Below are 20,803 nucleotides of genomic sequence, written 5' to 3'. Positions count from 1 at the left end.
AACTACGCTAAGTTCACGAAGGTGAATGGAGTCGTGTTTATACACAGATCAACCTGCCAAATAAGCGTTGAAAGGGATGCATATGGATCGCATTAAGCATATTCATAATATTACGAAACGGTTGATCTTAATGACTGCCGCAACGCTTATCATTCTCGGCGTTATTTTTGGTCTAAGCTACTTTTTCGAGTTTAGGCTTATGATGACATGGTCTGGTCTTTTGTGTGGAGTCATCGGGGGGTTCGTAAGTATACAACAAAGACTTCGGAAAGTTTCAGACCAAGAGTTAGAGCTATTAGCCGCATCATGGTTTCAGATATTATTAGTCCCAATATTTGGTGGTGTATTTGCATTAGTCCTTTATGTCATATTGTTATCTGGGATCATTTCGGGCCAACTCTTTCCTGAATTCCACTTCCCACGGCCACCTGACACAGGTACTGATAGTGCTTACATTTTCGCAGTGCTTACCGAGACTTACCCAAATTCTGGTGAGGATCTCGCTAAGTTTCTATTTTGGTCATTTGTTGCAGGATTTTCTGAGAGATTTGTGCCTCAGATTATTAGCAAAGCGACCTCTTTAGCCTCGGAAAAAAAAGAATAAAGTGAGTAATAATACATCGGTTTATTTCTATAGGCTTAGTAGTTAAGTCTAACTCTGGCACTAGCAGCGAAACCGTGTAAATATGAACTTCAACTTCAGTTTTACACAAAAGACAGCGCCTGGTTGATATCAGCCGTGGCAATAAAACTGGCCTGGCTTACCAGTAACAACAGGCTTAAACGAGCGCACTTAGTGAGCATAACCAGTCCTTGTTCACAAAGCTATTCGCTGCAACTAGCTCAACGCCCAAAAGCGGACTTCATCAGCGGTAAAATAACAGCTCCGACTGCATGTAAGGTAATCATTCGATCGATGCAACAAATCAATATGCCCGCCTGAATAACTTGGAATACGCATAAATGAAATTATGCCTTTTTTACCATAGAGTGATTGAGGGCCGGCTAAGTTAGTACTGTCAAAAGGAAATACTTCCGGTTGCCCCAATTGCCTGACTAACCAATCAGATAACCGGTTTTGTCCCGGCTCAACCCAACGCCCTTTCAGATCGCCTTGCTTAATCTGCACACGCCCTGTAACGTTCATTCCTGCTTCTAACAATGCTAAGCTCATTCTGACAGCACAGGTATTTGCCCACTCAGGTCGACCAATGAGATCATCCCAACCAAGCAACCGATAAAGCTCAGCCGTGTTAAAAGCATTGTATTTTTCATAAGCATCAGCAATAGCTTGATAGGTAATAATTGACATTAAGTATCCCTACTTATAACGACGAACATGGAAATAAAATACGAAGTTTTTTAGCCACTAACACGGCTGCATTATCACGACTGGCAACTTTCTGCTGTTCATAATCTTGCTGCAGCTCAGCCAAAAGCAGTTGATTCACTTCATGCGGTGGCAACCCTGACTTAGCAACACACCAATCATGGCTTTCTTTACTATCAATCACGCCGGCAAGGTACATATTCAGCTGATCTTGCGCAATCCCAGCTTTCGCTCGCTCTGAGAAAGATGGTGGTAATGGGGTCAGCGGTTGACCATTGGCAAGCGCCAGCAAACGATCAAAGGGTACCCTGGCATTGTCTTCTGAAGTTCCAGCCACGGTACAACTCGCCACTGTGATCAACAACAAGGGAATGGCCGTGACTAATTTGAGCTGCATAAACGGTGGCCTATGTTTGAGGTAACCAGTAGACCAGTACAGTACACGAAAAAGGGGGGTAAATAAACCTTGTTTTTACATTTTTAGTGCAATGCAACAGATAATTCAAATTTGGTAAATTCGACTGACTTTATCGAGGTTAATTGCTGGGCCCGGTGAATGAGATCACTGATACAGATTCCATTAAAAACCCCAGCACAGAGGCTGGGGTTTACTTTATGGCTTTACTGACTAGCCGGAATTAACGATAAGCCTCCGGACTTGGACAAGCGCACACCAGGTTGCGATCGCCGTAGACATCGTCGATACGGGTTACGGTTGGCCAGAACTTGTTCTCGGCGACAAAAGCGGCCGGGAAGGCGGCGACCTGGCGGTCGTAGGCGCGGTTCCAGTCGTTGCTGAACACATCCTGCATGCTGTGCGGGGCAAAGTGCAGCGGGTTGTTGTCCAGTGCCCATTCACCGGATTCTACCTTGGCAATTTCAGCACGAATGGTGGTCATGGCTTCGATGAACTTATCCAGCTCGGCTTTGCTTTCCGACTCGGTGGGTTCAATCATCAAAGTACCGGCGACCGGGAAGCTCATGGTCGGTGAGTGGTAACCAAAGTCCATCAGACGCTTGGCGATGTCCATCTCGGTGACGCCACTGGCTTCTTTCAGTGGACGAATATCAATGATGCACTCGTGCGCCACCCGGCCGTTGCTGCCGCGGTACAGTACCGGGAAGTGCGGATCCAGCTTCTTCGCCATGTAGTTGGCGCTCAGGATAGCGATTTCAGTGGCCTGCTTTAAGCCCTCGCTGCCCATCATGGCAATGTACATCCAGCTGATAGGCAAAATACCAGCGCTGCCGTAAGGCGCGGCCGAAACCGCACCGTTTTGCTCGCCGGTGCCTGGGATTTTCACCACCGGGTGATTCGGTAAAAACGGTGCCAGATGGCTTTTCACACCAATCGGGCCCATGCCAGGGCCGCCGCCGCCGTGCGGGATGCAGAAGGTTTTGTGCAGGTTCAAATGCGACACGTCCGAACCGATAAAGCCTGGTGAGGTTAACCCCACCTGAGCGTTCATATTGGCACCGTCCATATAGACCTGGCCACCGTGCGCGTGCACGATCTCGCACAGTTCACGGATGCTGGCTTCAAAAACGCCATGCGTCGACGGGTAGGTCACCATAATGGCCGCCAGCCGATCCGATACTTCCTCGGCCTTGGCTTTTAAATCGGCCATATCGATGTTGCCGGACTTGTCGCAATCGACCAGCACCACTTCAAAGTTGGCCATGGCCGCTGTCGCCGGATTAGTGCCATGGGCAGAGACCGGGATCAGACAGACATTGCGGTGGCCTTCGCCACGGCTTTCGTGGTACTTGCGAATGGCAATCATGCCAGCGTATTCGCCCTGGGCACCGGAGTTCGGCTGCATCGAGATGTTGTCGTAACCTGTGATATTGACCAGCCAGTCGCCAAGCTCGGTGATCATCTGGCCATAGCCTTGTGCCTGATCGAGTGGGCAGAACGGGTGCAGCGCGCCAAATTCCGGCCAGGTGACCGGGATCATCTCGGCAGTGGCGTTCAGCTTCATGGTGCAGGAGCCCAGAGAAATCATCGAATGGTTCAATGCCAGATCTTTGTTTTCCAGCTTTTTGATGTAACGCAGCATCTCAGTTTCTGAGTGGTACTGGTTAAACACCGGGTGCTGCAAAATTGCATCGTGACGCAGCAGACTGGCAGGAATTGAGCTAGAACCCTGTTGCACCAGCTCAGCATCCAATGCCGCCACATCCAGACCATGGTTGTCGCCCAGCACAATAGCAAAGAGTTCAGCGATATCGGCCGCTGTGGTCAGCTCGTGGAAGCTGACTGACAGGCTATCGCTCAGATCAGTGCGCAGGTTCACTTCTTTGGCCAGCGCGCGGGCAATAACGGCAGCGCGATCGGCTACTTTAAAGCTGATGGTATCGAACCAGTGGTTGTGCAGCAGCTCGACGCCTTTGGCTTTTAAACCAGCAGCAAAAATATCGGCAGAGCGGTGAATGCGCTCGGCAATGGTCTTCAGGCCTTCCGGGCCATGGTAGACGGCGTAGAACGATGCCATATTGGCCAGCAGCACCTGAGCGGTACAGATGTTGGAGTTGGCTTTCTCGCGGCGAATATGCTGCTCGCGGGTTTGCATCGCCATGCGCAGGGCGTTGTTATCAAGACGGTCTTTCGATACACCGATAATACGGCCTGGCATCGAGCGCTTGTAAGCATCGCGGGTGGCAAAGAAAGCGGCGTGTGGGCCGCCGTAGCCCATCGGCACCCCAAAACGCTGCGCCGAGCCCAGCACCACATCGGCGCCCAGCTGGCCAGGGGATTTCATCAGCACCAGCGCCATAATGTCAGTAGCAACCGCCACGATGGCCTTATTGGCCTGCAAATCGGCAATCAGAGCGCTGTCGTCACGCACTTCACCGCTGCTGCTTGGGTATTGCAGCAAGGCACCGAACACATCGTGCTTGGCAGCGTCGCTGGCCGGGCCGGTGACGATATCAAAGCCAAACATCTCGGCACGGGTTTTCACCACGTCCAAGGTTTGTGGGTGCACGTCATTGGCAATAAAGTAGCTGTTGGATTTTTTGTTTTTCGACACCCGCTTGGCCAGCGCCATGGCTTCGGCAGCGGCAGTGGCTTCATCCAGCAAGGAGGCACTGGCCAGCTCCAGGCCGGTTAAATCCAGCGTCAGATGCTGGAAGTTCAGCAGGGCTTCTAAACGGCCCTGGGCGATTTCCGGCTGATACGGCGTGTAGGCGGTGTACCAGCCCGGGTTTTCCAGCACATTGCGCAGGATCACGTTCGGCGTCAGCGTTGGGTGATAGCCCATGCCAATGTAGGATTTGAAAATTTTGTTCTTGGCAGCAACGGACTTCAGGTAAGCAAGGGCTTCGGCCTCGCTGCGGCTGTCACCAATCGCCAGTGGTTGTGGCAAACGGATATCGGCCGGAATGGTTTGCGCAATCAGCTCTTCCACCGAGCCGACATTCAGCTCGGCCAGCATAGCGGCAGTTTCATTGGCATCCGGGCCAATATGACGTTGAATGAATTCCTGGTGATTCGCAAGTTGCGACAGCGTTTTAGCAGCAGGGTTGCTCATGCTTGATGTGTCCTATAAATACAAAAATGTACAGCCTATAAAGGTAAGCCCCGAATAATACGGGGCTTACGCAGCAACAGATTGGTGTTACTCTTCGTCGATCACGTTCTGGTAGCCTTCGGCGTCCAGCAGTTCATCCAGCTCGGCCAGATCAGAGGCTTTGATTTTGAACATCCAACCATCGTGGTACGGGCTGGCGTTCACTTGCTCCGGCGCATCGGCCAGCGACTCGTTCACTTCGACCACTTCGCCAGACAGTGGCGCATAAATATCTGAAGCCGCTTTGACCGACTCGGCAACTGCACAGTCATCGCCCTGAGAAACGGTATCACCGACTTCCGGCAGCTCCACAAACACCATATCACCCAGCAGTTCCTGTGCATGCTCAGAAATGCCAACGCTGAAGATGCCGTCGCCTTCGTGACGCACCCACTCATGGGAAGAAGCGTACTTTAATTCTGTAGGGATAGAGCTCATGTTTAATTCCTTACCTGACGTTGTTCTTTTAGTCGTTTGTCCGCGTGCACAGACGGTTTCAGTTTATTGTGATACAGCAGGCAGTGGCTTGTACAGCTTTTGTACAAACAACCACCTGTTAGTTTAGATAAGTTTTTTGCCCATGCGAACAAAAGCCGGTTTTATCACCTTGACAGGCACCAGCTTGCCACGGATATCCACTTCGGCGCTGTCGCCCACACTGGCAGGAACCCGCGCCATCGCGATGCTAAAGCCCAGAGTCGGTGAAAAAGTACCGGACGTAATGATGCCTTCCCCGCCCTCAACCACCACGCGCTGACCATGGCGCAGCACGCCTTTTTGTTCCATCACCAGGCCAACCAGCTTGTCGGTGCCGGCGGCTTTTTGTTGCTCGAGCGCAGCACGGCCAATAAAGTTGCGATCGGCTGGCTCCCAAGCAATGGTCCAGCCCATGTTAGCAGCCAGTGGCGAGACCGTTTCGTCCATATCCTGGCCATACAAATTCATACCGGCTTCGAGGCGCAACGTATCACGGGCACCCAGGCCAGCCGGTTTTACCCCAGCCTCCAGCAGTTGCTGCCAGAAATCGGCGGCTTTGGCTTCCGGCATGGCAATTTCGTAACCGTCTTCACCGGTGTAACCGGTGGTGGCGATAAACAAATCACCGCTTTGCACACCAAAGAACGGCTTCATGCCTGCCACGGCTGCCTGTTGATCGGCATCCAGTAAAGTAGCTACTTTGGCCTTGGCATTGGGGCCCTGCACAGCAATCAGCGCCAGCTCCGGCCGCTCGGTAACCGTCACCTCAAACGCAGGTGCATGCTGGTTCAGCCAGGCCAAATCTTTTTCACGGGTGGCGGAGTTCACCACAATACGGAAGTAATCTTCTTGCAGGAAGTAGACAATCAGGTCGTCAATTACACCACCGGCTTCGTTCAGCATGGCGGTGTACAGGGCTTTGCCAGGCACCGTCAGCTTGGCCACATCGTTGGCCAGCAAAAAGCGCAGGAAATCACGGGTACGGGCACCGGTTAAATCGACGATGGTCATGTGCGATACATCGAACATACCGGCATCCTGGCGCACTGCATGATGCTCTTCAATCTGAGAGCCGTAGTTGATTGGCATGTGCCAACCGAAAAAATCCACCATCTTGGCACCGGCTTCCAGGTGCTTGGCGTGTAATACGGTGTGTTGTGATGCAGCTTGTTGTGACATTCGATGCTCCCAGTGCTTTGTCGCGCAGCGGCGGTATTCAGGCGGCAAAGCAATCACTTATGCAGCCAGACCGACTAAGAATGCACCGATTATAACGGATGCAGCCGGGTGCCAACAGCCCCTTTTCAATTAGATTTTATAATGCAATGATTCAAACGGCCCGGCGCTACTCAACCACACCACTGGCCCGCCTTGCATCAGGCCGGACGCATTTGGGCAGATCGCCTTGATTACCAAGGGCCAGCGCCATCATGCGTTGTTTCAGACCGCCTTGTTGATCCAGTAAGGTCATACCGACAGAGCGCAGTAATTTCGGCAGCAGGGCGCCACCGCTAAAGCCTCGTTTAAAGGCTTCCATCGCCAGGATCAGGCTCTGCGCCTCGGATTTTCGCCAGCGCTGGTAACGGGCCAGCATGCGTGGGCAATCGAATTCAAGCTGCTGCTCCAGCTGCTCTGAGATTAGTTCTGCTAATGCAGCAACATCCATCAGACCCAGGTTCATGCCCTGACCGGCCAGCGGATGAATGCTGTGCGCTGCATCGGCCACCAGCAGCACCCTGCCCTGCACCCACTGATTGGCGTAGCGCATCCGCAGCGGGATCAACTGCCGGGTGCTGGCAAGCTGCAGCGGCCCCAGCACCGATTGACTGGCAGCAGTGACTGCCCTGGCAAAGTCATCGGCAGACAATGCCTGCAGTGCCTGGGCCCGCTCGGGCGGTACACTCCAGACAATGGATACCTGTCGGCTGTCTGGCAGCGGCAATAATGCCAGTGGGCCATCCGGCCAGAAGACCTGACGGGCTGTGGCCTGATGCGGCTCGGTGCTGGTTAAGGTCGCCACCAGCGCATGGTGCTGATAATCCCAGTGCGTCAGCGGCAACTGCAGCGATTCACGGACAAAGGAGTTGGCACCATCGGCCGCCACCAGCAACCGGCTTAGCAGCAGTTCACCACTATCGAGCTGCAATGCTACATTCTGCTCGCCCTGGCTGATGCGCTGAATACTGCTGTTGAAATGACACTGCACATTCGGTGCTTGCTTAACACGCTGATACAGCTGCTGGCGAATGTGTTCGTTGTCGCAGATCCAGCCAAGGGCTGGTAATTGCTGCTCTTCGGCGGAAAAACCAATCCGGCCAAAGCTATCGGCTTGCCAGACTTCCATTTGCTGGTAAGCGGCCAGCTGTTCGCTGAGCCCCGGCCAGATCCCCAGCTGGGCAAACAGGCGCTGCGATGCCAGATTCAGCGCACTGACCCGCTGAAACTCAGCAGCGGCAGGTTCCGGAGCCGGGCCTTTTTCTACCAGCTGGATGGATAGCTTCAGCGGAGCCAGCAACAACGCCAGGGTAAGGCCGGCACTGCCAGCACCAACGATGGTGATATCACAATGCTGCATCGTTTGAGTACTCCTTCAGCTGCGCCTGCATCCGCTGCATGGCGCTGTAGCCCATGGCCTGACGGGCCAGTGGTTGTTGTAAGTCATCACACAGCAACATCCCCAGCAAGCCCAGGTTACGGCCCAGTGCCACCAGCCGGGAGCGGTTGGAAAACAGCCGCACCAGCCCATCGGTCAGGGTCATCACCTGCTGCATATCGGCCTCGCGCACCAGCTGGTACTGCCGCAGCATGGCGTAATCGCCCATAGCTGTAGGCGTTTGTTGCGCCATTTGCACCAGCTGCACCAAAGCCGCGATATCGCGCAGTGCCAGATTAAAGCCCTGACCGGCGATGGGATGCAGGCTGTGCAGACTGTTGCCAAGCAGCGCGATGCGATGACGCACCGGGCTGTCGCTGCGCCGTAGTGTTAACGGATAGCAGGCACGGGCACCGCTTTTAGTAAAAACACCGGCCCGGTAGCCAAAAGCCTGCTGGGCGGCGGCGGTAAATTCATCATCGCTCAGCTGCATCAGGCTGATAGCCTGAGCCGGACTGGTGGTCCAGACCAGTGAGTAGCGCTTATCAGGCAGTGGCAGCAGCGCTATCGGGCCATCGGCGGTAAAACGCTCATAGGCGCGCCCCTGATGCGGCTCGGCCAGCGCCAGGTTGGCAATGACTGCAGTTTGCTCGTAGTGCTCGCTGCTAAGTGCAAAGCCGGCCAGTTGCCGGGTGGGCGACAGACCGCCTTCGCACACCACCAAAAGCCTGGCAGACAGCGCTTTGCCACTGGCCAGTTGCAGCTCTACCTGCTCTTTGTGTTGGTGCAAGGATGCTATCTGTTCCGGCTGCAGCATCAGAAGTTGCTGCTTGGGCACAGTGCGCAAGCGCTGCTGCAGCAACTGGCCAAGATGCTCGACTTCGAGCACAGCCCCAAACTCGGTTAACCCAAACTGGTCGGCTTGCAGGTAGCATTTGCCGAAATGGCCTCGATCCGATACATGAATATGGCGAATGGCACAGGCTTTGGTTCCAAGCTCCGGCCAGAGTTGCCAGGCCTGTAATTGCTGCACACTGGCGGCAGCCAGCGCAATGCTGCGACTATCAAAACTGACCGAACGCTCCACCGCCGCTTGCTGCTCAATCACCGCAATGCGAAGCGTCGGCCGGGCCTGCAGCAAGGCCCAGGCCAGCGTCAGCCCCGCCATACCGCCACCAGCGATGGCGATATCGACTTTCGAACCGATATCCTGCGACACAGCTGCCTCAGGCTCTGCTGCTTTAGTCAAACTGGCCATACTGCTTTCCTGCGTCTGCTGTATCCATGGCCATTAAGGCTTCAATCTCAGCAATGGTTTTAGGCACCGCAGCAGTCAGATTGCGATGGCCTTCTGCGGTAACCAGCACATCGTCTTCAATGCGAATACCAATGCCCCACCATTTGGGATCGGTATCACTGCCTTTGGGAATGTACAGACCGGGCTCGACCGTCAGCACCATACCGGGCTCAAAGGGGCGGTTTTTCGCGCCAGGCTCTGGCACGGCGCCTTTCGGCTGGTAGGAGCCAACATCGTGCACATCCAGCCCCAGCCAATGGCCCAGACTGTGGATCATCCAGGGCTTGGCCGCTTCGGCTTCGATGAGCGCATCCAGCTCGCCCTGGAGGATCCCAAGCCGATGCAAACCTTCAGTCAGCACCCGGTAACAGGCTTGGGTGGCGACCGCGAAACTGCTGCCGGGTTTGATTTCGGCCAGCGCCGCCAACTGGGCATCCAGCACCAGTTGATAGAGTGCGGCCTGCTCCTGGCTAAAACGGCCATTCACCGGAAAGGTGCGGGTAATGTCGGTGGCATAGCCGCTCAACTCACAGCCGGCGTCTATCAGCACCAAATCGCCAGCGCGAAGCTCGGCGTTATTTTCGGTGTAATGCAAAATGCAGGCATTCTCGCCCCCGCCGACTATAGCGTTGTAGGCCGGGTGCCGGGCACCCTGCATCGCGCAGTGGTACTGAATGCAGGCTTCTAGCTGGTACTCCTGCATGCCGGGCTGACACAGCTGCATGGCGGCCTTGTGCGCGGCTGCGCTGATGCTGGCGGCCTGCTGCATCAGGCTGATTTCGTATTCATCTTTAAACAGCCGCAGCTCATTCAATAGCGGCCGTAGATTGCATTGCTGCTGAGGCGCCAGCTCGCTTTGGCGTGGCGTAGTGCGGATCTGCTGTTGGCAGGCGTTCAGCAAGTGTATCAGTGCTTCATCGTCGCCAAAACAAAACCATAGCTGCTGTTTGCCTTTCATCGCAGCTAGTAACTGCGCTTGCTGTTCGCTGATGGAGGCTGCTGCTATGCCAAATTGCAGCTCTGCTTGCTCGGGGCCAAAGCGCCGGCCCTGCCAGACTTCTTTTTCTACATCTTTATCGCGGCACAGCAGCAGCTCGCTGCACTTCCCGGCTGCATCTTTGGTTAAAATCAGTAGCGCATCAGGCTCCGGGAAACCGGTCAGATACCAAAAGTCACTGTTGCTGCGAAAGGGGTACTCGGTATCGTGGCTACGAGTCTGTTCGTGACCGGCGGCAATCACCGCGACCGAGGAGGCAGGTAACTCAGCCAGCAATCGCTGGCGACGCTCAGCCTGGGGCCTATTCATGGTTTTTCCTTTGTACGGGGATCAGTGCAACGTCTTTTTCGGCGCCGCACCTTGCTGGTACTTCAGGCCGACTTCGTGAAAGCAATTTAGCGCCAGAATACGAATATGCTCCAGCACCAGGTAGTAGGACTCTTCGTTTTCCTGCTCGGAAAAATCGCTGCTGCTGTGCACATCGAGCCGGGTGATTTCGGTCAGTTGGTCGATGGCTTCGCGGATATCCTCCGGCACCAGCGATAAATCGGTTTGCAGCACGGCAAAGCCCACCAAAAACGCCTGACACCACTCTACCACCGCTTCCAGCCGCTCGATCAGGCTGTCATCATCGCTTGGCAACAATAAGGCAAAGGCGTAATCGCTATGCTGCAATTGCTCGGCTGTTTTTTCTATCAGCTCGACGATCTGCTTTTGCACCGCGACCGGTACCGCCTGGCTGTCGTTGAGGAAATCGTACAACACCGGCAAAATTTGCTTTTGCTCGGCCTGCACCCCGGCCGATAGCAAACCGCTGACCAAACCATGCAGTTCGGCCGGAGAGGCCATCAGTTGCGATTCTTCCATCCGAGCGAGCCACTGCTCGTACGGCATAACATAAGGGGTTGGCATTTTAGGATCACCTGAAAGCATGCATGGCCTTATCCTACCACTTGAGGCAGGTGCAGGCCAAGAACCGGCAGCCGAGAAAACCAGTTCAGTTCGGACGAACTGCGCAGTATTTCGACGGGCAGCCCTTTCGTAGCTACCGCAGCCAGTGCTATACTGACGATGTTCTCTGAGCTGTTGGTGATTGGATCGACGTCCCTGAGCCGATATTCAGATTGCCTAGGGATTCACCTTGTCGCTTTTGTGCAGGCCCGGCCCGTACCGGGAAGCCTACGGTGGCATCAGACTCCCGCCTTGAACCCAGGGTTCAAGGGCTACCATCCGACACGGCAGCTTCGGAGAACATAACCCCAACTAACCTTCACAACCTCAGGGAAGCTACGGGTGTTAAGCCGCCACGAACTGCGCCAACTGATCCGCCAACGCCGGAAACAACTTAGCCCCACGCAACAACAGCAAGCCGCTCATCAGCTGGCTGAACGCTTTCGTACCCTGGCCTTTTTACCTGACTGTCAGCATATCGCACTCTATTTAAGCAACGATGGTGAACTGGATACCTGGCCACTGATCCATGCCTTGTGGCAGCTTGGTAAACAGCTGTACCTGCCGCTGCTGCATCCTGTGACCCCCTGTCATCTTATTTTTCAGCACTTTCAGGCCAATACACCGATGCGCGCCAACCGTTTTGGCATTCCAGAGCCCGACTGGAGCTGTCCGGATGTCCGCCCGGTAATTCAGCTGGATCTGATTTGCACCCCGCTGGTGGCCTTTGATGCCCTGGGTAACCGCCTGGGCATGGGCGGTGGTTTTTACGACCGCACTCTGGCGCACTACCCGGCCCGCAGCAGCGATGGCACGCCACGGTTGATCGGTCTGGCACACCACTGTCAGCAAGTCGAAGCCGTGCCGATTGAACCCTGGGACGTGCCCTTACCAGCCATTTGCACCCCGGCGCAAATTTTTCTGTCATAATGCGGCTGGAACTGCTGTTGTCTGACGCTGAGTTGGTTATAATGGCAACTTATTTTATCCATCTGTACGGCTAATCAAGGTTTTCTTATGCTCACCCAAGATGACATGAAACGCAAAGCAGCCTGGGCGGCGCTTGAATTTATTCCTCGCCATACCGTGGTGGGTGTTGGGACCGGCTCGACCGTCAATCACTTTATTGATGCTTTAGCGACCATCAAAGATGAGATCGAAGGAGCCGTTTCCAGCTCCGAACAATCCACGACAAAGCTAAAAGCCTTGGGGATCCCGGTATTGGATCTGAACGCCATCGAGAAGTTTTCGGTGTATGTGGACGGTGCCGATGAAATCAATCCGGATAAACACATGATCAAAGGTGGCGGTGCTGCACTGACCCGTGAAAAAATTGTGGCGGCAGTGGCTGAAACCTTTATCTGCATTGTCGATGAAAGCAAGCAGGTGCCTGTCCTTGGCCGCTTCCCGCTGCCAGTGGAGGTAATCCCAATGGCCAGCAGTTATGTCGCGCGGGAACTGAATAAGCTGGGCGGCCGTGCTGTGTTGCGTGCAGGTGTTACCACCGACAATGGCAATGTCATTCTGGATGTGTTCGACCTGGAAATTCATCACCCGATCCAGCTGGAAGCCCAAATTAACAACATCGTTGGGGTCGTCACCAATGGCATTTTTGCCATTCGGGCTGCCGATAAAGTTCTGGTAGGCACCCCTGAGGGTACCAAGCTGATTAAATAACAAACAAAATAATAAAAACCACTGGTCTGCGTCCACAGTCACTTTGCAACAAGAGATCAATCATGGAAAAATTTTCGCTGGCGAAAGACAAAATTAAGATTTTACTGCTGGAAGGCTTGCACCAAAGCGCCGTGCAGAGCTTTAAAAATCAGGGCTACAGCAACATCGAATACCTGAAAACGTCGTTGCCTGAAGACGAGCTGATTGAAAAAATCCGCGATGCCCATTTTGTCGGCATTCGTTCCCGTACCCAGCTCACTGAAAACGTATTGGCGGCAGCGGAGAAGCTGACGGCCATTGGCTGTTTTTGCATTGGCACCAATCAGGTGGATTTAACCGCTGCACTGGAGCGTGGTATTCCGGTCTTTAATGCGCCTTTCTCCAATACCCGTTCGGTCGCCGAGCTGGTGCTGGGTGAAATCATTATGCTGTTGCGTGGCATCCCTGCCCGCAATGCCGCCGCCCACCGTGGTGAATGGGATAAAACCGCCAGCAACTCCTATGAAGCCCGCGGCAAAACTCTGGGTATTATTGGTTATGGCCACATTGGTACCCAGCTGAGCATTATGGCCGAGCATCTGGGCATGCGGGTGCAGTTTTACGATATTGAAGACAAGCTGGTGCTGGGTAATGCCACTCAGGTGGATTTCTCTACTCTGCTAAGAACCTCGGATGTGATCAGCTTGCATGTGCCGGAAACACCACAAACCAAAAACATGATTGGCGAAGCCGAACTGGATTTGATGAAGCAAGGCGCCATTCTGATCAATGCCTCACGCGGTACTGTGGTCGATATCCCAGCGCTGGCACAGGCCCTCGAGAGTAAGAAGCTAAACGGTGCCGCCATCGATGTGTTCCCGGTCGAACCAAAAAGCAACAACGAAGAGTTCATCTCACCACTGCGTGCTTTTGACAATGTGCTGCTGACCCCGCACATTGGCGGTTCAACCCAGGAAGCGCAGGAAAACATCGGCTATGAAGTGGCTGGTAAACTGGTAAAGTACAGCGACAATGGCTCTACCCTGTCGGCGGTCAACTTCCCGGAAGTGTCACTGCCAGAGCATACCGGCCGCCATCGTTTGCTGCATATTCACAAGAACCAGCCAGGCATGCTGACCAAGATCAACGAAAGTTTTGCCCGCCATCAAATCAACATTGCTGGCCAGTACCTACAAACCAGCGCCGATATCGGGTATGTGGTGATTGATATTGACTCGGCCGATTACGAGCTGGCTCTGGCTGAACTGAAAGCCATTCCAGGAACCCTGCGGGCGCGAGTGCTGCACTAAGTCGCTTTCCTGACAGAGCTTCCAACAAAAAACCGGCATGTTAGCCGGTTTTTTGTTGGAAGCTTGGGGGTTCAGAAAGAATACACCACGGAAGCAGAGGTTTCGGTATCGGTTTTAAACCGCCCCGGATCTGGCTTGGAATCGTATTTGACGATAAAATTAAACCGCATCGACAGTCGGCCATTCAACTGAGCTGTCAGGCTGCTTCGGCTAAGTACGCTGGAGCTTTCACCATCCAGCGAGAGAATGGTTTCCAGCGCCTGACGAAAACGGGTGCCCTGATACACTTTGTACTCTAAGTTTGCTGCCGCAAACCATATCAGCCCCCCTTCACTGTCGCCATTTTGCCGACGCTGATACCCCACACCAGGGCCGGTTTCCAGGTCCAGATAGCTGGGGCTTTGATCAAACACCCGGTTGGCGTAACCGAGTGCGACAGAAGCTTGCTCACGAAAGGCACCAAAGCGATCATTTAAATAAGCTGCCCGGCCAAAACCACTTTGATTGCTGGCCGCAAATTTGTAGTTGCTCTGACCGGTTAAACCAATGCGCTGACCGGAGGTAACTCGGTTGTAGCCATCGTCATCGGCATTTCGAACCTTGCTGGTGCGGGTTAAGCCCTGCACCTGGTAACGGTTACGAAAGTAAGGGATTTCGTGCACCAGCTCGCTGTTTAATCGCACCGAAGTAGCCTTGGTATTGCCGCTGCTGTACAACAAACCCAGTTCAACATCACCACCAAGCTTGGGTTGCAGCATCGCTTGTTCAGCTTGTGTCAGATCCGTGGCTGCATAGGCCATATTGAAATAGGCACAACAAACACAGGCCGCTACTAAGGCAACATTTCGCACTGCTATCACTTAAAATCCTTGCATCGTAAAATGATGGTATTGTAAAGCTTCTAAGACAGTACGCCAACACCAGGGTTCACTGATTTGGCAACAAACCGATGAACGCCCATTTTTTTTGGCTAAAAGGTGATAGGCCGGCAAGAAAAGTACCTACCGGCCTGGATGCATCAGGCTTACTCTGCACGCTCAGCAATAAATGCCAGCGCCATAGCCAGGCGCGCTAACGTCCGCTCGCGGCCCACTAAGGCCAGGGTTACATCCAGCGATGGTGAATTACCGCCACCACTGACCGCCACCCGCAATGGCATACCAACTTTCCCCATCCCAAGTCCCAGCTCTTCTGCTGTGCTATGGATCGCCTGATGAATGGCTTCGCTGGTCCAATCGGTTAAGGCTGTCAGCTTTTGCTGCACCAATTGCAGCGCTTCTGCCGCAACCGGCCGTAGATGCTTTTTGGCTGCGGTTTCTTCAAAAGCACTGAAGTCTTCGTAGAAATAGCGGCTGACCTGGACCAGCTCTTTTAAGGTTTTCACCCGTTCGGCCTGCACTTTAATCACTTCGGTAATGGCCGGGCCTGTGCTGGTATCCAGTTGTTGATCTCGCAGATGCCAGGCCAACTCTTCTGCTACCCGCTCTGCAGGCAAGGTTTTGATGTAATGCTGGTTTAGCCAAATCAGTTTTTCGGTGTTAAACGCGGATGGCGCCCGATTGCAGTTTTTCAGATCAAACAACTCTACCAGCTCGGCTTTGCTGAATATTTCCTGATCGCCATGCGACCAGCCCAGGCGTACCAGGTAATTCAGTAATGCCTCTGGCAAGAAACCATTGTCACGGTATTGCATCACACCCACAGCGCCATGGCGCTTGGACAGACGTTTGCCATCGTCGCCCAGGATCATTGGCACATGGGCATAATGCGGGATATTTGCGCCAAGTGCCGCCAGAATATTCATCTGCCGCGGGGTATTGTTGACATGATCATCGCCACGAATCACATGGGTGATTCCCATTTTCCAGTCATCCACCACCACGGTCAGGTTGTAGGTCGGTGAGCCGTCGGTGCGGGCAATGATCAAATCATCCAGCTCTTTATTGGCGATTTCAATACGACCTTTGATCAAATCATCAATGACTACAGTGCCATCCTGCGGGTTTTTGAAGCGGATCACGTAGGGTTTATCGGTCGGATGATCGGTACGGTCACGCCACATGCCGTTGTAGCGTGGTTTTTCACCGGCTGCCATCTGTGCTTCGCGCATTTGATCCAGCTCTTCAATGCTGCAAAAACATTTATAGGCTTTGCCGGCATCCAGCAACTGCTGGATCACCTCTTTGTACAAATCGAAACGCTTGGTCTGGTAGTAAGGACCATCGTCCCAATCCAGCCCCAACCAATCCATGCCTTGCAAAATTGCATCAACCGATGCCTGGGTTGAACGTTCCAGATCGGTATCTTCAATGCGCAATATAAACTTGCCACCCATTTTTTTGCTGTATAACCAGCTGTACAACGCAGTTCGGGCACCACCAACGTGCAAATAACCGGTAGGGCTTGGAGCAAAACGGGTAACAATCGACATAAGGCATTCCTGTAGGCAACATCAAATGGCGTTATTGTAGCAAGTTTTGCTGTCAACAGCGCAGCCATTTTACCGCTCGCCAGCAGTCAATTGTGCTTTATGACAGCAAAGTGACGCTTTTTACAGCAACTGCTTCGTAATTCAAAATTTCCTGTTGACACTCAATCACCGAACTCTATAATGAGCGCCATTGATGCAGCGGATGATTAGCTCAGCTGGGAGAGCACCGCCCTTACAAGGCGGGGGTCACTGGTTCGAACCCAGTATCATCCACCATCATCAATTGTTCGATTATTTTCTCAGAGTGGATGATTAGCTCAGCTGGGAGAGCACCGCCCTTACAAGGCGGGGGTCACTGGTTCGAACCCAGTATCATCCACCACTTTCAATTGCTTCCATTATTCCCACACTCAATCATTAGCAAAGCCGAGAGAGCACCACCCGCTCCCTGTGACAATACGGTTGCCTCTGGTTCGAACCCAGTATCATCCACCATCTTCTTTTATTCGCTTATTCTCACACTCAATCATTTACTAAGCTGAAAGAGCACCACCCGCTCCTGCTCCTTTTTAATTTCCTGTAAGCTCTGCTTTTTTTGCTTCAATACTTTGCTGTTCTCTTGCTATAGTTGCTTTATGCCTTGCACTTCCTGGCCGGATGTTAACAACTCAATGGTAGAGCACATTTCACAAGACGTTCAGATCCTGATCATCGATGAACAATCGCTGGCGCAAAGCTATCTGAAGTTTGCCTTGGAAAAACTGGGCTATCAGCAAATTAATGTGGCCGATCGGGCGCAGGATGCCATTCAGTTATGTAAAACTCGCCAGTACGACTTGATTATTTGTGCCCATAACCTGCAAAAAGGCAAAGATGGGTTCCAGCTGTACGAAGAGCTGAAAGCCCGAGGCCTGCAAAAATTAAGTACCGGTTTTATTTTCATCAGTGCCGATACCGATCCCTCCCTGGTCTACAGCGTGATTGAACTGCAACCGGATGAGTTTCTGGCCAAACCCTTTGTGATTGGCGATTTGGAAGTGCGGATTGAGCGAGTCCTGAAGCGCAAGCAACGACTCAAACCCATTTATCAGTTGCTGGATAATGGCCAACCTGACCGCGCGCTTGACGTCGTGAATACGGAGCTGGCCAAATCGGCCAACAGTGCTTTTTATCCATTGCTGCTGAAGCTGAAAGGCGATTTGCTGTTGCAACTGAAGCAACATGATGCCGCTGAGCAATTTTTTAACGCCATGCTGGATATTCAGCCATTTCCATGGGCCCGGATCGGGTTAGCGCGTACGCTGCTGCTGCTGCATAAAGATGCGCAGGCTCTCACGCTGTTGCAGCAACTCAGTCGCCGGCCGGAAACCAAACTGGAGGCACTGGATTGCATGGCAGAGCTGGAGTTTCGTCAGCAACAGTATGATGTCGCTCAGCAGCACCTGGAACAAGCTACCAACCTGGCTCCGCGCAATTTGTTGCGCCAGCAAAAACTGCTGCAACTATCACGGATCAACCACGACTACGAAACCCAGTATCATGCGGCCAAAAGCATGGTGAAGTTTTCCCGCCACTCGATGCATGAGCAACCCGATCTTTACCTGAATATGGCCAGAGCGGGCATCGACTTTGCGCTCACGCTGGAGCAGGATGATGAACAAAGCCTGCGCCTGAGCCGGCAAATAAACCAGTGTTTAAGCTCCATCCGCCAACAATTCGCTGATAACCGCAAAGACTTCCAACAAGAGGTGATTCAGGCCCGGCTTTTTTATTTAAAGGATAATAAAGACAAGGCCCAACAATTATTGAAAGATTTGCAACAACAAGTGCCGGATGACGACTCCATTGAAGATGCATTGGACCGGGCCAAAGCACTGCATGAGGTTGGGTTAAGTGACGCTGCCAACAAACTGTTTCGCCACATCAGTCTGCGTTGTCAGCAGGAAGGTGCAGATCCGGTATTCAGTACCTATCTGCAGCAGGAGCAACAAGAGCGCGCCAGCATGCCTTATGGTGCCCGCGAACTCAACAACAATGCTGTGCATCTGTATCAGCACGGCAATTGGCAGGAAGCCTTTAAAGCCTTTGAGCTTGCGCTTAGAGTGATGCCCAAAAGTGCCGCTATTGCGCTGAACTTACTGCAAACCATTTTATCCGCGCCCAGGCGTCCAAGTATCAATCACAGTCAACAGGAAACCCTGATCCTGCGCTGTCTGGATATAATTGAGCGGGGCAAGCTGAATCCTGAACAATTCAAACGCTATCAAAAACTAAAAGAGAAACACCCGGATCGCTTTGGCACGCCGGCTTCAGACTAGTCCTTTCGTGGTGGCAGGCTCTGCGGTTCCAACCCAACAATCGCTTCAGGGCTGAGTGGCTTACTAAACAAAAAACCCTGAAATAACTCACAGCCAAGCGCTTTAAGCTGCGTCAGCTCAGCCTGGGTTTCGACCCCTTCGGCCACCACTTCCAGCTCCAGGCTGGCCGCCAGCGCCAGAATGGCTCTGGTAATGGCTTTGTTGTGTGGGTTGGTATCGAGATTGCGGACAAACTGCTGATCGATTTTCAACTGACTAAGCGGAAACCGGTGCAAATAACTGAGCGATGAATAACCGGTGCCAAAATCATCCAGTGAAAAAGTGACGCCCAGGGTTTGCAGCTTTCCCATTTTTGCGCGAATCGTTTCGACATCATCAATCAGCATGCCTTCGGTGAGTTCCAGCTTTAACCGCTCTGGGTTGACACCAGTTTCCAACATGCACTGCATCACTTTTTCAACGAAGTTATCCTGAGCAAATTGCAAGGCACTGATATTGACCGAGCAACTCAGCTGGCGCATATGTTGGTCGTTTTGCCATTGCACCAGTTGAGTACACGCTTGCTTCAAAACCCAATCACCGATAGGAATAATCAGGCCGCTCTGTTCAGCAAAAGGGATAAAAACACCCGGTGAAATAAACCCTTGCACCGGGTGTTGCCAACGAATTAAGGCTTCTACCCCACACAGCTTCTGCTCTTTAACAATGGGCTGATACAGCAGATGAAATTGCTGCTGTCGGATGGCCTGATGCAGATCCTGCGCCAATTGAGATCGCTGTTTGGCCAGCGTTTGCATTCTGCTGTCAAAAAACTCCACGCTATTGCGACCGGCAGCTTTGGCGCGGTACATTGCCATTTCAACCTGCTTTAATAGCTCATCCACACTGGACTGTTCACCATGAAACAGGCTTATACCGATACTGACCGAGGCCTGATAGCGGTGCTCATTCAGTGGAATTGGGCAATTGATACTGCTGAGGATCTGATCCGCTAGTTTACGTGCATGCATCGCGGCATCCTGACTGGTGGTGCCAAGATCGCTGACAACTACCGCAAACTCATCACCACCGGTTCGCGCCATCACATCGCTATCCCGCAGGTTGTGACGAATAATCTGCGCCACCAGCTGCAGGTATTGATCGCCCAGCTGATGACCATGGCTTTCGTTCAAACTTTTAAAATGATCCAAATCAACCAGCAGTAAGGCTCCAAAGCGGCCCGAGCGTGCTGAATTAGCCAACGACTGCTGGATCAGCTCGAGCAATAACCTCCGGTTTGGCAAGGAGGTTAGCTCATCGTAAAATGCCAGTCGCTCAGCCTTGGTTTCCATTTGTTGCCGCATGATGCCACCGGCAATATTGCCCGCTATCAGTTCCAGAGCAGCAATGGTTTCATCCGGCCAGTTACTTTGACTACGCACAATATCTAGCCCAATCATCCCCAATAGTTGGCCGGCACTGAGCAATGGCAACATGATCACGGAACGAATATGTTGCGCTTCCAACAACAAGCGTTCTGCACTGTGCTCCGGCATTCGATGCACATCGCTGATAGCAATGGTTTCACCTTGTTGTAATGGCTTCATCCAGCTGGCAAAAACCTGAGTATCCAACTGTTGCAGCAATGCTTTTTGACTGGAAACGCCCGCCGCACACCATTCATGGGTATTTTTTGCTAACCGATAGTCCGGATCAAAAGCGAAGAGATAACTGCGGTCGGCAGCGAAAAAGTCGCCTATGGCTGCCAGCGCTTGCTCAATGGCTTGATCCATCCGCGCAGTGCTGGCACCGGTTAGGGAAGCAGAAAGGCTGGCGACCAATTGAAACAATGCTTTGTTGGAAGGGTTCGCTGCAGATCTCACCTGTACACC

At 52.9% G+C, this 20,803-nt stretch carries 17 protein-coding genes, 2 tRNA genes and 1 other RNA gene; 8 read left to right on the top strand and 12 right to left on the bottom strand.

Translation table 11 applies throughout. From position 1 onward, the window contains the following. Window positions 1–82 precede the first annotated feature (82 nt). A complete protein-coding gene (locus tag QWY20_RS00635) occupies window positions 83–604 on the top strand; it encodes a hypothetical protein (RefSeq protein WP_330127106.1) in 522 nt (173 codons plus the stop codon). 234 nt (window positions 605–838) lie between these two features. Here QWY20_RS00635 and QWY20_RS00630 read toward each other — a convergent pair whose 3' ends face one another. The 9 genes from QWY20_RS00630 to QWY20_RS00590 form a co-directional block, all read right to left on the bottom strand. Further along, window positions 839–1,312 carry a T6SS effector amidase Tae4 family protein gene (locus tag QWY20_RS00630; protein WP_330127105.1) on the bottom strand — a complete coding sequence of 158 codons (474 nt, stop codon included), beginning with the start codon at window positions 1,310–1,312 and terminating at the stop codon, window positions 839–841. A 13-nt stretch (window positions 1,313–1,325) separates the two neighbouring features. Then, window positions 1,326–1,727: a Rap1a/Tai family immunity protein gene (locus QWY20_RS00625; RefSeq protein WP_330127104.1), complete on the bottom strand. Its 402-nt coding sequence runs from the start codon at window positions 1,725–1,727 to the stop codon at window positions 1,326–1,328. 241 nt (window positions 1,728–1,968) lie between these two features. Continuing rightward, complete coding sequence (gene gcvP, locus QWY20_RS00620) at window positions 1,969–4,863, bottom strand: aminomethyl-transferring glycine dehydrogenase (RefSeq protein WP_330127103.1); 2,895 nt, start codon at window positions 4,861–4,863, stop codon at window positions 1,969–1,971. Window positions 4,864–4,950: 87 nt separating this feature from the next. After that, complete coding sequence (gene gcvH, locus QWY20_RS00615) at window positions 4,951–5,340, bottom strand: glycine cleavage system protein GcvH (RefSeq protein ID WP_330127101.1); 390 nt, start codon at window positions 5,338–5,340, stop codon at window positions 4,951–4,953. Between the two features lie 123 nt (window positions 5,341–5,463). Then, window positions 5,464–6,558 carry a glycine cleavage system aminomethyltransferase GcvT gene (gene gcvT, locus QWY20_RS00610; protein WP_330127100.1) on the bottom strand — a complete coding sequence of 365 codons (1,095 nt, stop codon included), beginning with the start codon at window positions 6,556–6,558 and terminating at the stop codon, window positions 5,464–5,466. A 166-nt stretch (window positions 6,559–6,724) separates the two neighbouring features. Further along, on the bottom strand, window positions 6,725–7,954 hold the full coding sequence (locus tag QWY20_RS00605) for an FAD-dependent monooxygenase (protein WP_330127099.1): 1,230 nt from the start codon (window positions 7,952–7,954) through the stop codon (window positions 6,725–6,727). Continuing rightward, the gene (gene ubiH / locus QWY20_RS00600) at window positions 7,941–9,230 is read right to left on the bottom strand and encodes a 2-octaprenyl-6-methoxyphenyl hydroxylase (protein WP_330127098.1); all 1,290 of its coding nucleotides are present in this window, start codon (window positions 9,228–9,230) and stop codon (window positions 7,941–7,943) included. The genes QWY20_RS00605 and ubiH overlap by 14 nt, the downstream gene beginning before the upstream one ends. Beyond that, on the bottom strand, window positions 9,214–10,575 hold the full coding sequence (gene pepP / locus QWY20_RS00595; RefSeq protein ID WP_330127097.1) for a Xaa-Pro aminopeptidase: 1,362 nt from the start codon (window positions 10,573–10,575) through the stop codon (window positions 9,214–9,216). The genes ubiH and pepP overlap by 17 nt, the downstream gene beginning before the upstream one ends. Window positions 10,576–10,596: 21 nt before the next feature. Beyond that, the gene (locus QWY20_RS00590) at window positions 10,597–11,178 is read right to left on the bottom strand and encodes a UPF0149 family protein (protein ID WP_330127096.1); all 582 of its coding nucleotides are present in this window, start codon (window positions 11,176–11,178) and stop codon (window positions 10,597–10,599) included. Between the two features lie 160 nt (window positions 11,179–11,338). On the opposite strand from QWY20_RS00590, the gene ssrS reads away from it, so the two are divergent. From ssrS to serA, 4 genes are all read left to right on the top strand, one after another. Next, window positions 11,339–11,521, top strand: a non-coding RNA gene (gene ssrS / locus QWY20_RS00585) — 6S RNA. Window positions 11,522–11,559: 38 nt separating this feature from the next. After that, on the top strand, window positions 11,560–12,147 hold the full coding sequence (locus QWY20_RS00580; protein ID WP_330127095.1) for a 5-formyltetrahydrofolate cyclo-ligase: 588 nt from the start codon (window positions 11,560–11,562) through the stop codon (window positions 12,145–12,147). An 87-nt stretch (window positions 12,148–12,234) separates the two neighbouring features. Continuing rightward, window positions 12,235–12,894, top strand: coding sequence for a ribose-5-phosphate isomerase RpiA (gene rpiA, locus QWY20_RS00575; RefSeq protein ID WP_330127094.1), 660 nt, complete (start codon window positions 12,235–12,237; stop codon window positions 12,892–12,894). Between the two features lie 62 nt (window positions 12,895–12,956). Beyond that, entirely contained in the window at window positions 12,957–14,183 is a 1,227-nt protein-coding gene (gene serA / locus QWY20_RS00570; protein WP_330127093.1) for a phosphoglycerate dehydrogenase, read from the top strand. A 71-nt stretch (window positions 14,184–14,254) separates the two neighbouring features. Here the strand turns inward: serA and QWY20_RS00565 are convergent, their stop codons facing one another. Further along, window positions 14,255–15,043: a DUF481 domain-containing protein gene (locus QWY20_RS00565; RefSeq protein ID WP_330127092.1), complete on the bottom strand. Its 789-nt coding sequence runs from the start codon at window positions 15,041–15,043 to the stop codon at window positions 14,255–14,257. Between the two features lie 164 nt (window positions 15,044–15,207). After that, window positions 15,208–16,614, bottom strand: coding sequence for a glutamate--tRNA ligase (gltX, locus tag QWY20_RS00560; protein ID WP_330127091.1), 1,407 nt, complete (start codon window positions 16,612–16,614; stop codon window positions 15,208–15,210). Window positions 16,615–16,814: 200 nt separating this feature from the next. Here gltX and QWY20_RS00555 point away from each other — a divergent pair. The 3 genes from QWY20_RS00555 to QWY20_RS00545 all read left to right on the top strand — a co-directional run bounded on the left by QWY20_RS00555 (window position 16,815) and on the right by QWY20_RS00545 (window position 18,932). Continuing rightward, window positions 16,815–16,890: transfer RNA gene (locus QWY20_RS00555), tRNA-Val, on the top strand. A gap of 30 nt (window positions 16,891–16,920) precedes the next feature. Next, window positions 16,921–16,996: transfer RNA gene (locus QWY20_RS00550), tRNA-Val, on the top strand. Window positions 16,997–17,285: 289 nt separating this feature from the next. Beyond that, entirely contained in the window at window positions 17,286–18,932 is a 1,647-nt protein-coding gene (locus tag QWY20_RS00545) for a response regulator (RefSeq protein WP_330127090.1), read from the top strand. On the opposite strand, the gene QWY20_RS00540 is transcribed toward QWY20_RS00545, so the two are convergent. After that, a complete protein-coding gene (locus QWY20_RS00540; protein ID WP_330127089.1) occupies window positions 18,929–20,794 on the bottom strand; it encodes a putative bifunctional diguanylate cyclase/phosphodiesterase in 1,866 nt (621 codons plus the stop codon). The genes QWY20_RS00545 and QWY20_RS00540 overlap by 4 nt on opposite strands. Window positions 20,795–20,803 lie beyond the last annotated feature (9 nt).

The organism is Alkalimonas cellulosilytica, from assembly GCF_036325985.1.
Taxonomy (GTDB): domain Bacteria; phylum Pseudomonadota; class Gammaproteobacteria; order Enterobacterales; family Alteromonadaceae; genus Alkalimonas; species Alkalimonas cellulosilytica.
The sequence above is the reverse complement of the archived record's forward strand: the minus strand, read 5'-3'. Positions and strand labels throughout refer to the sequence as shown.

What these genes read in the sequence shown, in the direction of transcription:
- QWY20_RS00635 (WP_330127106.1), top strand. Translation starts at nt 83, where the DNA reads ATGGATCGCATTAAGCATATTCATAATATTACGAAACGGTTGATCTTA.
- QWY20_RS00630 (WP_330127105.1), bottom strand. Translation starts at nt 1,312, where the DNA reads ATGTCAATTATTACCTATCAAGCTATTGCTGATGCTTATGAAAAATAC.
- QWY20_RS00625 (WP_330127104.1), bottom strand. Translation starts at nt 1,727, where the DNA reads ATGCAGCTCAAATTAGTCACGGCCATTCCCTTGTTGTTGATCACAGTG.
- gcvP (WP_330127103.1), bottom strand. Translation starts at nt 4,863, where the DNA reads ATGAGCAACCCTGCTGCTAAAACGCTGTCGCAACTTGCGAATCACCAG.
- gcvH (WP_330127101.1), bottom strand. Translation starts at nt 5,340, where the DNA reads ATGAGCTCTATCCCTACAGAATTAAAGTACGCTTCTTCCCATGAGTGG.
- gcvT (WP_330127100.1), bottom strand. Translation starts at nt 6,558, where the DNA reads ATGTCACAACAAGCTGCATCACAACACACCGTATTACACGCCAAGCAC.
- QWY20_RS00605 (WP_330127099.1), bottom strand. Translation starts at nt 7,954, where the DNA reads ATGCAGCATTGTGATATCACCATCGTTGGTGCTGGCAGTGCCGGCCTT.
- ubiH (WP_330127098.1), bottom strand. Translation starts at nt 9,230, where the DNA reads ATGGCCAGTTTGACTAAAGCAGCAGAGCCTGAGGCAGCTGTGTCGCAG.
- pepP (WP_330127097.1), bottom strand. Translation starts at nt 10,575, where the DNA reads ATGAATAGGCCCCAGGCTGAGCGTCGCCAGCGATTGCTGGCTGAGTTA.
- QWY20_RS00590 (WP_330127096.1), bottom strand. Translation starts at nt 11,178, where the DNA reads ATGCCAACCCCTTATGTTATGCCGTACGAGCAGTGGCTCGCTCGGATG.
- rpiA (WP_330127094.1), top strand. Translation starts at nt 12,235, where the DNA reads ATGCTCACCCAAGATGACATGAAACGCAAAGCAGCCTGGGCGGCGCTT.
- serA (WP_330127093.1), top strand. Translation starts at nt 12,957, where the DNA reads ATGGAAAAATTTTCGCTGGCGAAAGACAAAATTAAGATTTTACTGCTG.
- gltX (WP_330127091.1), bottom strand. Translation starts at nt 16,614, where the DNA reads ATGTCGATTGTTACCCGTTTTGCTCCAAGCCCTACCGGTTATTTGCAC.
- QWY20_RS00545 (WP_330127090.1), top strand. Translation starts at nt 17,286, where the DNA reads ATGGTAGAGCACATTTCACAAGACGTTCAGATCCTGATCATCGATGAA.